The sequence below is a fragment of the Croceimicrobium hydrocarbonivorans genome, from assembly GCF_014524565.1.
GTDB classification, from domain to species: Bacteria; Bacteroidota; Bacteroidia; order Flavobacteriales; family Schleiferiaceae; genus Croceimicrobium; species Croceimicrobium hydrocarbonivorans.
In genome coordinates this window covers 2,675,835-2,689,552 of record NZ_CP060139.1, presented here as the reverse complement: position 1 = coordinate 2,689,552, position 13,718 = coordinate 2,675,835, and the positions used below count along the sequence as shown (strand labels likewise).

At 44.0% G+C, this 13,718-nt stretch carries 16 protein-coding genes; 8 read left to right on the top strand and 8 right to left on the bottom strand.

The annotated features are described in order from the left end of the window. Positions 1 to 93: 93 nt before the first annotated feature. Positions 94 to 1,038 (top strand): YHYH protein, encoded by a 945-nt coding sequence (locus H4K34_RS12230; RefSeq protein WP_210757676.1) that lies wholly within the window; start codon positions 94 to 96, stop codon positions 1,036 to 1,038. Continuing rightward, positions 1,039 to 1,614, top strand: a complete 576-nt coding sequence (locus tag H4K34_RS12225) for a hypothetical protein (protein WP_210757675.1) — start codon at positions 1,039 to 1,041, stop codon at positions 1,612 to 1,614. It begins immediately after the preceding gene. Here H4K34_RS12225 and H4K34_RS12220 read toward each other — a convergent pair. Continuing rightward, positions 1,604 to 2,446 carry a T9SS type A sorting domain-containing protein gene (locus H4K34_RS12220; protein WP_210757674.1) on the bottom strand — a complete coding sequence of 281 codons (843 nt, stop codon included), beginning with the start codon at positions 2,444 to 2,446 and terminating at the stop codon, positions 1,604 to 1,606. The two genes, H4K34_RS12225 and H4K34_RS12220, sit on opposite strands and share 11 nt — an antisense overlap. 208 nt (positions 2,447 to 2,654) lie before the next feature. Between H4K34_RS12220 and sqr the strand changes: the two genes are divergently transcribed. The 5 genes from sqr (at position 2,655) to H4K34_RS12195 (ending at position 6,946) form a co-directional block, all read left to right on the top strand. Then, positions 2,655 to 3,899, top strand: a complete 1,245-nt coding sequence (sqr, locus tag H4K34_RS12215) for a type III sulfide quinone reductase, selenoprotein subtype (protein WP_210757673.1) — start codon at positions 2,655 to 2,657, stop codon at positions 3,897 to 3,899. A gap of 11 nt (positions 3,900 to 3,910) precedes the next feature. Then, entirely contained in the window at positions 3,911 to 4,219 is a 309-nt protein-coding gene (locus tag H4K34_RS12210; protein ID WP_210757672.1) for a TusE/DsrC/DsvC family sulfur relay protein, read from the top strand. Positions 4,220 to 4,231: 12 nt separating this feature from the next. After that, on the top strand, positions 4,232 to 4,744 hold the full coding sequence (locus H4K34_RS12205) for a DsrE/DsrF/DrsH-like family protein (RefSeq protein ID WP_246452107.1): 513 nt from the start codon (positions 4,232 to 4,234) through the stop codon (positions 4,742 to 4,744). Between the two features lie 82 nt (positions 4,745 to 4,826). Beyond that, a complete protein-coding gene (locus H4K34_RS12200; RefSeq protein ID WP_210757671.1) occupies positions 4,827 to 6,098 on the top strand; it encodes an N-acetylmuramoyl-L-alanine amidase in 1,272 nt (423 codons plus the stop codon). Continuing rightward, the gene (locus H4K34_RS12195) at positions 6,095 to 6,946 is read left to right on the top strand and encodes a ChaN family lipoprotein (protein WP_210757670.1); all 852 of its coding nucleotides are present in this window, start codon (positions 6,095 to 6,097) and stop codon (positions 6,944 to 6,946) included. Before H4K34_RS12200 ends, H4K34_RS12195 begins: the two co-directional genes overlap by 4 nt. Here H4K34_RS12195 and H4K34_RS12190 read toward each other — a convergent pair. The 7 genes from H4K34_RS12190 to rplU all read right to left on the bottom strand — a co-directional run bounded on the left by H4K34_RS12190 (position 6,943) and on the right by rplU (position 12,151). Continuing rightward, entirely contained in the window at positions 6,943 to 7,428 is a 486-nt protein-coding gene (locus H4K34_RS12190; protein ID WP_246452105.1) for a regulatory protein RecX, read from the bottom strand. The genes H4K34_RS12195 and H4K34_RS12190 overlap by 4 nt on opposite strands. Continuing rightward, positions 7,428 to 7,742: a DUF4286 family protein gene (locus H4K34_RS12185; protein ID WP_210757669.1), complete on the bottom strand. Its 315-nt coding sequence runs from the start codon at positions 7,740 to 7,742 to the stop codon at positions 7,428 to 7,430. The genes H4K34_RS12190 and H4K34_RS12185 overlap by 1 nt, the downstream gene beginning before the upstream one ends. Positions 7,743 to 7,744: 2 nt before the next feature. Next, positions 7,745 to 9,580: a tetratricopeptide repeat protein gene (locus H4K34_RS12180; protein WP_210757668.1), complete on the bottom strand. Its 1,836-nt coding sequence runs from the start codon at positions 9,578 to 9,580 to the stop codon at positions 7,745 to 7,747. Between the two features lie 9 nt (positions 9,581 to 9,589). Continuing rightward, on the bottom strand, positions 9,590 to 10,141 hold the full coding sequence (locus H4K34_RS12175; protein WP_210757667.1) for a hypothetical protein: 552 nt from the start codon (positions 10,139 to 10,141) through the stop codon (positions 9,590 to 9,592). Positions 10,142 to 10,144: 3 nt separating this feature from the next. Continuing rightward, the gene (gene serS / locus H4K34_RS12170; protein WP_210757666.1) at positions 10,145 to 11,413 is read right to left on the bottom strand and encodes a serine--tRNA ligase; all 1,269 of its coding nucleotides are present in this window, start codon (positions 11,411 to 11,413) and stop codon (positions 10,145 to 10,147) included. Between the two features lie 139 nt (positions 11,414 to 11,552). After that, positions 11,553 to 11,810, bottom strand: a complete 258-nt coding sequence (gene rpmA / locus H4K34_RS12165; protein WP_210757665.1) for a 50S ribosomal protein L27 — start codon at positions 11,808 to 11,810, stop codon at positions 11,553 to 11,555. A 32-nt stretch (positions 11,811 to 11,842) separates the two neighbouring features. Then, positions 11,843 to 12,151: a 50S ribosomal protein L21 gene (gene rplU / locus H4K34_RS12160; RefSeq protein WP_210757664.1), complete on the bottom strand. Its 309-nt coding sequence runs from the start codon at positions 12,149 to 12,151 to the stop codon at positions 11,843 to 11,845. A gap of 250 nt (positions 12,152 to 12,401) precedes the next feature. Between rplU and H4K34_RS12155 the strand changes: the two genes are divergently transcribed. After that, complete coding sequence (locus tag H4K34_RS12155; RefSeq protein WP_210757663.1) at positions 12,402 to 13,718, top strand: M16 family metallopeptidase; 1,317 nt, start codon at positions 12,402 to 12,404, stop codon at positions 13,716 to 13,718.

Genomic DNA, 13,718 nt, shown 5'->3' with positions numbered 1-13,718 from the left:
AGCCGTCTCTTTTTATCGAGGCGGCTATTTTTTTTAGCCTCCGATTAAACCTCTGGTCATTTGCATAGTCCTATAGAGCATATATGCAAAACGATGAACCAAATCAAAGTACTTAGCACCCTTCTTAGTTTATCACTTCTTCTATCAGCCTGCTCTGAAGATGATGACACCACAGCAAGCAATACCTCCAATTGCACCTCTGATATCGAATTTGATGATAGTCGCGGTGATTGCGATCAAAGCCTTAGCTATAGCAGTCAAATAAGCATTAGCAGTTCCAATGGAAACTGGCTAATATCCGCTAATAGCATCCCCGATCATAAGGTTGGGCTATTTGGTCGAGTGCCCGGTGCCTTAAATCCTAATGCCGTATCACCTCAAAGTGAATCCTATACCATTACCCAAAACCCACAGCTAAGTGGATCTATGGTGGCTTGCCTGGGACCCAATGGCCCGCAATATCGTTTCGGAATTCTCTTCAATGGTGTAGAACTGGACCCCGTTGCAGCTGAACCCTGGCCCCATGAAGGAATAATGAGCCCTGATGTGAATTGGGAATGGAACCTCGAAGCCTTGAACGTTTCTATTGGCCTCGACTGTAATAATGCCCATGTTCAACCTAGTGGGCAATATCATTACCATGGCAAGCCTCAGCTCTACTTGGATGACTTAAACCTTAGCACTTCTGAAATGAAACAAATTGGCTTTGCAGCCGATGGCTTTCCGGTTTACTATAAATATGCCTACAGCGATGCAAATGACAGCACTTCAGCAGTGGTGGCCATGCAATCCAGCTATCGTTTAAAATCAGGTCAACGACCCGGTGATGGCGAATCAGCACCCTGCGGAGCCTATACCGGAGTATACAGCAATGATTATGAGTATGTAGATGGACTAGGCAGCCTGGATGAGGCAAATGGTCGCTACGGCATTACTCCCGAATATCCTGATGGCATTTACTACTATGTAATAACAGATGAATTCCCGGCTATCCCCCGCTATTTAAAAGGAAGTCCTTCCAGTAGTTTTGGTTTTTAGATGAAAGCCCTCCTTGTAATAGCACTAGTTCTATTGGGAATCCCCAGGGCCCGGGCGCATGATGCGGACCGGGCCTTTTTCACAATTTATTTTGAAAGCACCGCTATTCGCATTGAAGCGGAGGTACCCTGGACTTTCAGAAAAGCAGTGAGTCAGGCTTTTCCCGAAGCGATGCTGAGCAAAGACAGCTTGTTAATTGCTCAAGCCTTTGAACTCTATCTACGAAATAGCATCAAGGCTTTTGACCCAGCCAATAAAGAATTAACCTTCTTAAAATGGAACAGCCTTCCGGCGGAAGGGCATCAACATTCGGGGCATTTTGAACTCTTCTTCGAAAAGGGAAAATTGGCTCGTTTAGAAAATCACTGTATGCTGGAACTCTATGAAGATCAAGAGAACCAGCACTATATACCACAATGGGATCTAAGCTTTAGAACCAATCGTCAGAATCCGAGCTTTAAGTTCGAAAGCGATCAAAGTTCTGCTATTCTAAACTCTTGGTTTTTCGTTGGCCTAGCGCTGATCTTCAGCCTTATGGTTGGACTGAAGATTCGAGAAAGATTGCTTAGTGAATAATTAAATACTGCGATTGGGAACTTTCTGTAGAGCGGAGCAAATACATGCCCGGACTTAAATCCAAATGCAAGGTACTTCCCTCTGCTTGCCTAAAAACCTTGAGCAGTCTTCCATGCAGATCCAACAATTCTAAATCACCCATTTCTGGCAGCCAGTTCTCAATTTGCACTTGATCCTTAGCGGGCTGAGGATAAACTTGCCAGGACTGAGTACTTAATTCTTCACGAGCCAAGCTGCTGGTAAAAATCATGGTACCCCAGGTATCAGGCCGATAATGATCTGCCATTAAAGGCCAATGAAACCATTCAAATGTGGTATTGGTATTCACGAAGGCAATTCCAATACTATCTCCTGCTTGAGGATAAAAATTTAACATAGACCAAGGAATCGCCATTTCAAAAGTATCTGGATAAAAAGCTGCATTGGCATTAGGTATTCCAATCCAATTGGGACGAACCTCCTGGCAAGAATCATAGACCCCATAAGCCCCTTGATTTTCGCAATCAGTGGCCGATACATGGAACCACCAATCATCTGCCGCAAAAGCCGTATCTCGATCCAAATTCAAATCTAAAAGCACTTCCGGGAAGCGAAATTGCGGTCCTAAATGATCTGTAAAAGCGAAATATAAATACTGATCATCATATTGATAATAGGCTTTTGAATAAACATTGGGCGTAATATCAATACCCACATAATCTTGCAGATCCCATTCGCCGGCACTTAAATGACCGTCTACTTGCACCGCATTATAAACTCGGGGGCTTATTACATTTTGAGCTAGTATAGAGCTCGAAATAAGCCCTAGAAATAGGAGTAGTGTTCTTCGCATAAATAGAGTTTTGCCTAAGATAATTCTCCAACAATTAGGAGAACCACAATTTCTTGCTAAAGCTCTGTTATTGAATCCTTTTCCGCAATAATAAACAAGTTAAAGCGCTAATGTTACTAAAGTCACCAAAGGCCTAAAGCTAACTTTTATCATACTTTTTCCTCTTGGTTCAGGGGACCTTTACTAAGGTAAATGAAACCCATAAGCCATGAAAGATTTAGTGATTTTAGGCGCAGGAACTGCCGGAACCATGATGAGTAATCATCTGGCCAAACGCCTTCCAGACGACTGGAGAATCCGCATTGTAGACCAACGCAAGATTCACCACTACCAACCCGGATATCTTTTTATTCCCTTTGGAACTTATAAAGAAGAAGATATCATCAAACCCATACAGCAGTTTATTCCCGAACGTGCTGAATACATCCAACAAAGTATCTTAAAAGTAGATGCCGATCATAATCGGGTTTACCTCGAAGACAGCCGCGTTTTAGACTATGATGTTTTAATCATTGCCACCGGTACCGACATTGCTCCAGAAGAAATTGACGGAATGCTAGGCGATCACTGGCATAAGTCTGTATTCGACTTTTACACCCTGGATGGTGCTGTGAAACTCCATGAAAAACTGGAAAGTTGGGAAGGTGGACATTTAGCCGTTCACATTTCTGAAATGCCGATTAAGTGTCCGGTTGCTCCTCTGGAATTCACCTTCTTAGCTGATGCCTATTTCGAACAAAGAGGCATTCGCGACAAAGTGAAAATCTCCTTTGTAACCCCAATGGATGGTGCCTTTACCAAACCCGTAGCCAGTGCCCACCTTGGTCACCTACTGGAAGAAAAAGGTATCGAGGTGGTGCCCAACTTCAATATCATGAGCCTGGATGGTGAAAGAAAGGTTATTACCGACTACGAAGGCAGAGAAGTAAGCTATGATCTGCTGGTTACCATCCCTACCAATAAAGGTGCGGATTATGTAGAACGCAGTGGCCTGGGCGATGAGCTCAACTTTATCCCTACTCACAAGGGCACCCTGCAAAGCAAGGCTAAGGAAAACATCTTTGTGATAGGTGATGCCACCAATTTACCCGCCTCTAAAGCTGGTTCTGTAGCTCACTTCGAGGGAGAAATCCTACTCGAAAATGTAATGCGCTTTATCAATGGCAAGGAATTGCTCGATGAATTCGATGGCCATGCCAACTGCTTTGTTGAAACCGGTCATGGTAAAGCCCTTTTAATTGACTTTAATTATACCCATCAGCCCGTAAGCGGCACCTTCCCCATTCCTGGCGTAGGTCCTTTAAATCTCCTTAAGGAGAGCCGCATGAACCACATGGGCAAGATGGCCTTTAAATGGATTTACTGGAATATGCTCATTACCGGCAAGCATATCCCCTTTGTTAGCTCTAAAATGAACGAAGCCGGTAAAAACTTTGAAGAAGCAAACGTTTAAAAACAAATGCCATGGAAACCACAATTGCCGGTCAAATCATTGACCTCAACAACGAAGGATACCTCACCGATTTAAATCAATGGAATAAAGAGGTAGCCGCCCAGATTGCCCAAGAAGAGGGCATAGAACTCACCGACGGACATTGGCCCGTATTGGAATACTTACAAGAACAATATCGCAATGAAGTACCACTAAGCATTCGTAAAGTGGGAAAAAGCGGGGTTGTAGACATCAAGCAATTTTATGCTTTGTTCCCCGGTGGACCGCTTAAAAAAGCCAGCCGCATCGCCGGAATTCCTAAACCCGCCAGTTGCATCTAAAAACGAAAGATCATGGACCCCAAGACAATGGATAATCCCGCGGAAGTAAACAAAGATGCCCGCGTTAAAAAAATGATGCTCATCCTTTCTAAGGCGACCATCGACAACGTATACGCCTGCTTCATCCTGGCCAATGGTGCCCGTATGGAAGGTATCGAAGCAGAAATTTTCTTCACCTTCTTCGGCTTGGAAGCCGTGCAGAAGAAAAAACTGGAACATCTGCATGTGGCCACCGTAGGAAACCCAGCCATGCACATCCCTACCCTTTTAGGAGGTTTACCAGGAATGGAATCCTTTGCCACCAATATGATGAAAAAGGAAATGGAGAAATTGGACATTCCTCCGGTAGGTGAATTCATCGAAATACTGGAAGCCTCCGGAGCTAAACTCTGGGCTTGCAAATTAGCGATGGACATGTTCCACCTTGAACGCGAAGATTTAGTTGACGAAATTTCTGATGTAATTACCGTTGGAGACTTCTACAACCGCGCCCAGGGAGAAAATACACATTTGTTGTTCATTTAGAGCAAATTGTGGGTTTCATCGGAATCGCCTCGAATGTAAATTCGGGGCGATTCTATTTTTTGCATTAGCGTACCTTCGTGGCATGAAGAAAACCCTGCTATTGCTCTTCCTTCCCCTATGGGGATTATTGGCCCAAGAAAGTCACACCTTAAAATTAAAGCCCTCTAATTTCCATGAAGTGGCCCACGAAGTATTCTATTCCGATAGCGAATGGACCAATGGCAATTATGCTTTCCTAGGCATATCGGCCTACAGCTTCGCAAAAAATCCTTTTGAGCTCGACATCCGATTTAAAACCAAAGATGGCTGGCAAGAATGGCAGGCAATGGATGATCAGCATAATGAAGAAGACATTAAGGACCGACAAACTTTTGTTCTAAACCCTTTCGAAGAGCAAATCCTGGCCTGGGAAATTCACAGTTCGGACCTACCTCAATCGGATCTGGTGATGCGATTTTTCACGGCACCCAAAGAAAATAGTCAAGCTCTTCAATTAGATTTTAGCTCAATTTCAGACCCCGAAAGCTGCTCTTGTCCTCGTCCTCCGGTATGCGATCGAACTTGCTGGTGTCCCGATGGCACTTGCCCTCCCCCCACTTACGATAATACTACACCTACACACTTAATAGTGCATCATTCTGCTGGCTTCACTAACGCTACAGACTATCAATATGTGGTCGCCTATTATTGGGATTTGCATGTGAATACCAATGGCTGGAGCGATATCGGCTACAATTGGCTGATAGACCCTAACGGAGTGGTTTACGAAGGCCGTGGAAGCGGTCATTCTGGAGCTCATTTCAGCTGCATGAATTCTGGCACCCTGGGCTTTTGTGTTATAGGTGATTACCGTACTAATCCGGTTCAGTCTGCCGCACTGCAGTCTTTGGCCGAAATACTGCTATACGAAGGCTGCCAAAATTCTATTAACCTAGCAGACAGCAGCCTGCATACCAGTTCGCAATTAATGCTCCGCCATATTTCCGGACATCGCGATGGGAACAGCGCCTCGGTAGGCTGCCCCAAAGGAACTCTTTGTCCGGGACAAGTTCTTTACGATAAACTCGATTCCTTGGCCTTGGCTTTAAGTCAAAATGCTTGCATGTTGAGTCAAGAGGATTACACCTTCGATCAGAGCTTAAAGCTATTCCCTAATCCAGCAACTGAGATTCTACATTGGGAAGGAAATGGACTTTGGACTAAGCCCGAAATCAGAGACCTTTCCGGTCGCACCATATTGACGAATAGCATTAGTGAAAACAGCCTCGATGTTTCCGATCTTGCCGCCGGTATTTACTTTTTAAGCCTTCAGCATGAGGGCCATCGCCAAACCTTTAAATTTTGGATACAATGAGGATTTTAGTCCTGACTTTCCTTCTTCTAAACTTCAGCTTACAAGCTCAAAATTTACAAGCTTATCAACTCTACAATGCAGATGGCGAAAAAGTAAGTTTCGCAGAAATGACCGCTTCTCTGGCTGAAGCCGATGTTGTCCTCTTCGGTGAATTACACAACAATCCTATCTGTCACTGGCTGCAATTTGAGATTACCCAAAGTTTGCATCAGCAAGATTCCAATATGGTTTTAGGTGCTGAGATGTTTGAAGCCGATAACCAAGAACCTTTAAATCTCTATCTCCAAGATAGCATTGATAGCAAGGGACTCGACAGCCTAGCGCGTCTTTGGAACAATTACAAAACGGATTACAAAGGTTTAGTTGATTTCGCGAAAGGTCATCAGCTGCCTTTCATCGCCACTAATATCCCTCGTCCTTATGCCCGCCAGGTATTTAAGCAAGGTTTGGAAAGTTTGGATACCCTGTCAGACAGCGTGAAAAACTGGATCGCTCCCTTGCCCATCGACTATGATGGCGAGCTTCCTGGCTACAAAGCCATGCTCGAAATGATGGGCGGCCACGGTGGTGAAAACCTCCCTAAAGCCCAAGCTATTAAAGATGCTACCATGGCACATTTCATTGTTTTAAATCTGCCGGAAGACGGTATTTTCATCCATTACAATGGTGATTACCACTCTAAAGATTTTGAAGGCATTAGCTGGTATCTAAATCAGTATGCAGAGGACTTAAAGATCATGACCATCAGCACTCAAGTGCAGGATAATGTGAATGAATTAGATAGTGCCAATGGCGGTCATGCTGATTTCACCTTACTTATCGACGGACAGGTAACCAGCAGTTATTAGTCGCGGCCCAATTCGGCTTCTACCACATCCCTAATCAGGTCCATTTCGTAACCTTGGCGCTGCAGGTAGCCTATTAACTTGCTGCGTCGAACATAGTCATTGGGGCCCTTGCTAAGCGGCCATCGTTTTTGGCACAGAGCAATAAGATTTTGATAATAGAGCTCAGGATCAATTTCGCTAAAAGCCTTTTTTAAGACATAAGCACTAAGCTGATGGGGATAAAGCGCCTGCTTGATTTTAATTCGCCCCCATTTTTTAATCTTATACTTACCCCGCACAAAAGCCCGGGCAAAGCGTTCCTCATCTACAAAGCGCTCTTGAATCAATTCGGATAATAAGGTATCGGCAATTTCCGGAAAGAGGCCATAGCTCAACAGCTTGTCTCGCACTTCCTTCTGACTCCTTTCCCGATACAAGCAATAGCCACGGATTTTCTCCCGAGCTTCATTCAGGTCATAGATTTTGCCCTGATTGGAGGACATTAAGCCTGATCTTCGTGATCAATGCGCAAGATGGTGCGAAAGGCAGCGAACTTATTTTGGAAACGCTTGGAATGCTCCGCTTGCAAACGCGGTGCATGGTCTTTTTGATAACGCTCCAAATCCCGTAAATCCTTAAAACGATATTGCAAAGAATAGGTAATCCCCTGCTCTTCTTCCACCATAACATGGCAGATGCGGTTATCGATAAAAATACCTGTAGCCAAGACATCCGGAATATGCACTTCCTTCATCCATTGCAGCCACTCATCATGCACATCCTTCTCGATGTTTACCGTTACATTATAGATATACATCTCTAATTGATTTGATCCCCTCTTAAGCGACGATAGGCCTTCCTTGCATCACTGGCAAAGAAACTGTCTACATGTTCTGTAAACAACTGCTCATAAGCCTTCATAGCCGCATCAGTGTGGTTTAGTTTTTCTTCCGTTTTTCCAATTTCATAAAGGGCATCGTCTACGAGGATATCATCACTGTATTCATCTACCACCCTCTGCCATAATTTAATGGCTTCTGCATCCTGATGCTGCGCTCTTTTTATAGATGCGCGCAAAAACAGGCTTTCATCGGCAATGGGATGATCCGCATAACCAATGTCTAATACTTCTAAAATGGCCAAAGCCGAATCGTAAATTTCACGATAGTAAAAGAGATCCGCCCGAGCATAGGCTTCCAAAGCCTCCGTTGTGGAGTCCAGAGCCATATTATCGGTTATCAAGAGCGAATACTGCATGGCATCATTGGCAATCAATTTCGAAGTAGATTCCTTCAATACCGAAAATATCCCTTGCGCCCATTGAAAGTCGCCCACATAGTAGGCTGCCTTAGCCCTTTTAAATTTGGCTTCTTGTCCGATTACTGATTGATCCAAAGCCTTCTCTGCCTTGCGATAGTAAATGATTGCATCCCAACGTCGCCCGGTAAAAAGCAATAAATCGGCATAGGCAATTTGCGCCAGCGCCTGATCATCTTCACCAATCCAGGAACGATCAAATAAAGAAGTTAAAATAGCTTCGGCCGTATCTGCTTGATTTAAGCGATAGGCATAAACCTCCGCTAAGGGAATCATCAAATCAGCCTGAAAAGGATCCCCTCTAAAGCCCTTACCATATTGCTCATAGTCGGCCGCCAAAGACTGCCAAGCTTCCAATGTGCTGCTCTCCGATTCTTGCAAGCTGTGCTTACGTGAGTCCAGCCAAGCAATTACCGAAGATTGATAATAGGGATAGCTATCCCCTTTATCCAATTCATACTTATAGATGCGCGCCGCCAAATCGAAATCTCCGGCATTATAGGCCAAGCGGGCTAAATTGGAAATCTCCTTTCCTTCCAAACGACCTTGACGATCCAAGGCTCGCAACTGGGTAAAGGCGGCTCTGAAGTTTTCTTCCTGACTATAAATATGAATCAAGAGTTCATTGAAACGTTCCGGTCCTCCGCCTTGAATGCGTTTAATGATTTCCTGCTTAAGCAATTCCAGGTTTTCATCCCTTTGACCTGCTTCGATGGATTGAGCCAGCAGCGCTTTTACCGTAGCCAAATAGCCGGGGGTGCGCTCCACCATTTGCAGGTACATCTCATGCATTTTAGGAATATCACCCAGCTCTCCGTAGAGCAAAGCCATCTGATAGTCGAAATTCATATTCGGATTTCCCTTAATGGCGTGCTGATACACGCTGAGGGCGCGATTGGCATAACCTCTATCGCTTAGAGCTTTACCATAAGCATAAGCTTGCCCCGGACTGCGATCGATAATCTCATAAAAAGATTCCATCAACTTTTCTGCATCCCGCTGGTCTTCCTCCTTTAGGTGCAAATACAATTGATCTACCTCAAAATTGGCTTTCCGACCGGGCAAGCGACGGGCCCAATCACGACTGAGCTTAATGGCATCGCGATATTCTTCTAATTCCAGATAGGAATCAAATAGTAATTGATAGACCTGAGGCTCTACACTTCGTTCACCTAGATCCTCCAATTTATCGATGACCTTCTCATACTCCTGATCCTGAAAATACTGTTTAGCCAAGGCCAAGGCTTGAGCATCATTAGCCTGATTGGGACTCTGGCTAAAGGCCGGAAGGGTCCACAAACAAAGGAGGCTCAAGAAAATACTAAACAGATTTTTCAATGGCATGGGCTATTGAGCCAAGCTATCGCTTTTGGACACTAAATCCAAGTAGCGTGCTTCGGCAGTATCCCAAATCGCTTTCGCTTCTAATACCGGTACAATACGCTTGCCGATTAAAACTTGCATATCATTCAAAGCTTTTTCTTCCGCTTGAATGTAATCTCTAACCTGAGTGGTATCCAATTTCTGATCTTCGAGGCTATTGCGTAAAGATTCTAATTGTGATTTGGAATAGGCTAAACCGCGACGCATCTTCTTATAATCACCGCTGTACTTCATATATGGATGATGCACCACATCGATATTCGCCATGGTAACGGTCCAATAACGCTTATCTTGCTGATCGGCCATCGGGCCTGATAAAATCTTGTACAGGGAATCAACCTTTGGGAAGTCCTGTAAAATCTGAGTTGAATCTACTTGATCAAAAGATTTCTGAAGGCTATCGTTAATAGCCAACATAGAGTCGACATGAGCAATTTCCTCAGCGTACTGAGCTTCTCCAGAATTACAGGCCCAAAGCAAGCTGAGGCTTAAGGCCGATACAATAAGTTTACGCATGAATTAAATTTTGTCGAATCCCGTAAAGGCTTGCAGCGCCTCAGGAATTCGGATTCCATCTTCACCTTGATGATTTTCAAGCAAGGCGGCAACGATACGTGGCAAGGCCAGTGCACTGCCATTTAAGCTGTGCAATAACTGGGTCTTCTTGTCTTCACCACGATAACGAATTTTCATTCGATTGGTTTGGAAGGTCTTGAAATTGGATACAGAACTTACTTCTAACCAGCGTTCTTGTGCGGCACTCCATACTTCAAAATCGTAGGTAATGGCCGAAGTGAAGCCCATATCTCCACCACATAAACGCAGAATTCGGTAGGGTAATTCCAGCTTTTCCAATAGCCCAGCTACATGCTCTACCATAGAGTCGAGCATGGGCATAGAATCTTCTGGCTTGGTAAGGCAAACAATCTCTACTTTATCAAATTGATGCAGGCGGTTTAAGCCTCGAACATCTTTACCATAAGATCCTGCCTCGCGACGGAAACAAGCAGAGTAAGCGGTGGCTTTGATGGGTAAATCTTCATCTTCGATGATATCGCCACGGAAAATATTGGTGATGGGCACCTCCGCGGTAGGAATGGCATAAAGCTTATCCTCCGTTACGTGGTACATCTGTCCTTCCTTATCGGGTAATTGACCGGTTCCAAAACCTGAATCTTCGTTTACCATTAAAGGAGGTTGGTACTCTTCAAAACCGGCATTGCGATTTTCCTCCAAGAAGAAATTGATTAAGGCTCTTTGCAATCGGGCGCCCTTACCTTGATAAACGGGGAAACCCGCTCCGGTAATTTTCACACCCAGATCGAAGCGAATCAATTTCAGTTCTTCAGCCAATTCCCAGTGAGGCTTTGCACCTTCGGGCATGGCTTTGATTTCACCTACTCGCTTTACCTCTTCATTGTCGGCTTCCGATTTTCCGGCCGGAACAATATCAATCGGCACATTGGGCAAGGCTACCAAATCTTGATCTAGGCTATTTTTAAGTTGCTCCTGTTCTTGTTGAAGCTCCTTAATGCGATCTTTTAATTCGGCAGTACGCGCTTTGGCTTTATCGGCTTCTTCACGCTTACCCTCTTTATATAAGAGTCCAATTTCCTTCGAAATTTGATTGCTTTCGGCTAAAGCCTGATCCAGTTCATTCTGGTTTTGTCGACGTAATTCGTCGAGCTTTAAAATATCTTGAATACTCTGCTCCGCGTCGAGGCCACGTTTCTTAAGGCCAGCTGCTGCTTCCTGAGCATGTTCACGGAGATAAGTGATTTCGAGCATGATTGTGATTTTGATGCGAATTTACAATAGAGCGAAGAGACCTGATAGCCCACGAGAATTAATTCTTTAGGGCCTTAAACGAAAAAATCCCTCGCCGACCTAAGCCAACGAGGGATCTGAATACGATATCACACGCAGCTTAGGCCTGAGGCTCTACTGATACGAATGATTTGTTATTACTTTTCTTCTGGAATTTCACGGTACCATCAGTTAAGGCGAATAAGGTGTGGTCTTTACCCATACCTACATTCTCACCAGGATTGTGACGAGTACCACGCTGGCGCACGATGATGTTACCGGCAATTGCTTGCTGACCACCAAAGATTTTCACACCTAAGCGTTTACTTTCCGATTCGCGTCCGTTCTTGGAACTACCTACTCCTTTTTTGTGAGCCATGTCTTCTAATTTTAGGTTTCGGTTTACCTGAACTAACCGATGCCAGTAATTTCAATTTGAGAAATGTACTGACGGTGACCGTTCATCTTCTGGTAACCTTTACGACGTTTCTTCTTAAACACTAATACTTTGTCAGCTCTTAAGTGCTGTACAATTTTGGCATTTACTTTAATGCCTTCTATAACCGGGGCGCCAACTTCTACTTTACCGTCATTGTCGGTTAACATAACCTTATCAAAAGAAAGTTCTGCACCTTCTTCTGCATCTAAACGGTTAACGTAGATACGTTGATCTTTCTGTACTTTGTACTGATGCCCTGCTATCTCTACGATGGCGTACATACAATATCATTTTTAAGGGCTGCAAATTTAGGACAAATATTCAAGCGACTGATCATCAAAGAGTATTTTTTTCATTTCTTAATCACTTCGCTTTCAAGATGTCGTCAAAGGTAAAAAACTAAAATACTGTTAAGACCGACCTCCAAGCAAGGGGAAAAGGCCTATAATCTAATGTAAGCTCCTTAAAAAGTGTTAAAATTGCCTTCCGATTTTAACGGGAAATTAGATCAATAAATAAATCGAAAACGACATGAAGAAAAAGCTTTTGGGTTTGATTCTTCTTCTGGGATTCGGATCAGCGCAAGCGCAGACCGACATCAAATTTGAAGAATATGACCTCCCCAACGGTTTGCACGTGATTTTACATGAAGATCACAGCACCCCTATTGTTGCAGTGAGCGTACTGTACCATGTGGGAAGTAAAAACGAAAAAGAAGGACGCTCGGGCTTTGCCCATTTCTTTGAGCATTTAATGTTCGAAGGTTCTCCCAATATCGAGCGTGGCGAATACATGAAGATTGTTCAGGCTAATGGTGGTGCCCTTAATGCCAACACTTCTTTCGACCGCACCTATTATTATGAAATCCTTCCTTCCAATCAATTGGAATTAGGTTTATGGTTAGAGAGTGAGCGTATGCTTCAAGCTACTGTAGATTTAGAAGGAGTAGAAACTCAACGTGAAGTAGTAAAAGAAGAAAAGCGTTTACGCATCGACAACCAGCCTTATGGTTCTTTCCAGGCTAAGATGTTCGGAGCTGCTTTCGGCGACAGCTATTATGGTATCCCTCCAATCGGTACCATGGAAGATTTGAATGCTGCCGAAACTGCGGACTTCACTGATTTCTACGAAACTTTCTACGTTCCTAATAATGCCACTCTTTCAATTGCTGGTGATATCGACCCTAAACAAGCCAAAGCTTGGATCGAAAAATACTTCAGCGGTATTCCTGCCGGAACCAAAGAAATTCCTCGTCCTACCGAAGAACCTGCTGGTTTGAGTGGAGAGGTAATTGACACTATTTACGACAATATCCAATTACCAGGTATCATCATGGGCTACCGCAGTCCTAAACAAGGTACCAAGGAAGCTTATGCTATGGATATGATCTCTACTATTCTTTCGGATGGCCAGAGCTCACGCTTGTATAAGTCTTTAGTAGATGATCAGCAATTAGGATTAGTAATCCAATCTTTCCCTTTCACCTTAGAAAATGCGGGAGTATTCATCACCTTCGGATTGGCGAATCAAGGCGTAGACCTTAATGATTTCATCGCCGCTATCGATACTGAGATTAGCAAGATGACCACCGAAATGATTTCTGAAAAGGAATACACCAAAATTCAAAATCAATTGGAGAACGATTTCGTATCTACCAATGGCAGTATGGCCGGTATCGCAGAGAGCTTAGCCGACAACCATGTTTACCTGGGTGATGCTAATTTGATCAATACCGAAATCGAAGAGTATCGCAATATCGATCGCGAGTTTATCCTGGCAGTTGCGAAGAAATACCTTCGTCCAGAAAACCGCGTGGTACTGGTTTACTTACCTAAAAACGAACAATAA

Coding starts and splice junctions, on each gene's coding strand:
- H4K34_RS12175 (WP_210757667.1), bottom strand. CDS start 10,141: ATGCGTAAACTTATTGTATCGGCCTTAAGCCTCAGCTTGCTTTGGGCC.
- serS (WP_210757666.1), bottom strand. CDS start 11,413: ATGCTCGAAATCACTTATCTCCGTGAACATGCTCAGGAAGCAGCAGCT.
- rplU (WP_210757664.1), bottom strand. CDS start 12,151: ATGTACGCCATCGTAGAGATAGCAGGGCATCAGTACAAAGTACAGAAA.
- H4K34_RS12155 (WP_210757663.1), top strand. CDS start 12,402: ATGAAGAAAAAGCTTTTGGGTTTGATTCTTCTTCTGGGATTCGGATCA.
- H4K34_RS12195 (WP_210757670.1), top strand. CDS start 6,095: ATGAGGATTTTAGTCCTGACTTTCCTTCTTCTAAACTTCAGCTTACAA.
- H4K34_RS12190 (WP_246452105.1), bottom strand. CDS start 7,428: ATGTCCTCCAATCAGGGCAAAATCTATGACCTGAATGAAGCTCGGGAG.
- H4K34_RS12205 (WP_246452107.1), top strand. CDS start 4,232: ATGGACCCCAAGACAATGGATAATCCCGCGGAAGTAAACAAAGATGCC.
- H4K34_RS12200 (WP_210757671.1), top strand. CDS start 4,827: ATGAAGAAAACCCTGCTATTGCTCTTCCTTCCCCTATGGGGATTATTG.
- H4K34_RS12210 (WP_210757672.1), top strand. CDS start 3,911: ATGGAAACCACAATTGCCGGTCAAATCATTGACCTCAACAACGAAGGA.
- H4K34_RS12225 (WP_210757675.1), top strand. CDS start 1,039: ATGAAAGCCCTCCTTGTAATAGCACTAGTTCTATTGGGAATCCCCAGG.
- H4K34_RS12220 (WP_210757674.1), bottom strand. CDS start 2,446: ATGCGAAGAACACTACTCCTATTTCTAGGGCTTATTTCGAGCTCTATA.
- H4K34_RS12230 (WP_210757676.1), top strand. CDS start 94: ATGAACCAAATCAAAGTACTTAGCACCCTTCTTAGTTTATCACTTCTT.
- sqr (WP_210757673.1), top strand. CDS start 2,655: ATGAAAGATTTAGTGATTTTAGGCGCAGGAACTGCCGGAACCATGATG.
- H4K34_RS12185 (WP_210757669.1), bottom strand. CDS start 7,742: ATGTATATCTATAATGTAACGGTAAACATCGAGAAGGATGTGCATGAT.
- rpmA (WP_210757665.1), bottom strand. CDS start 11,810: ATGGCTCACAAAAAAGGAGTAGGTAGTTCCAAGAACGGACGCGAATCG.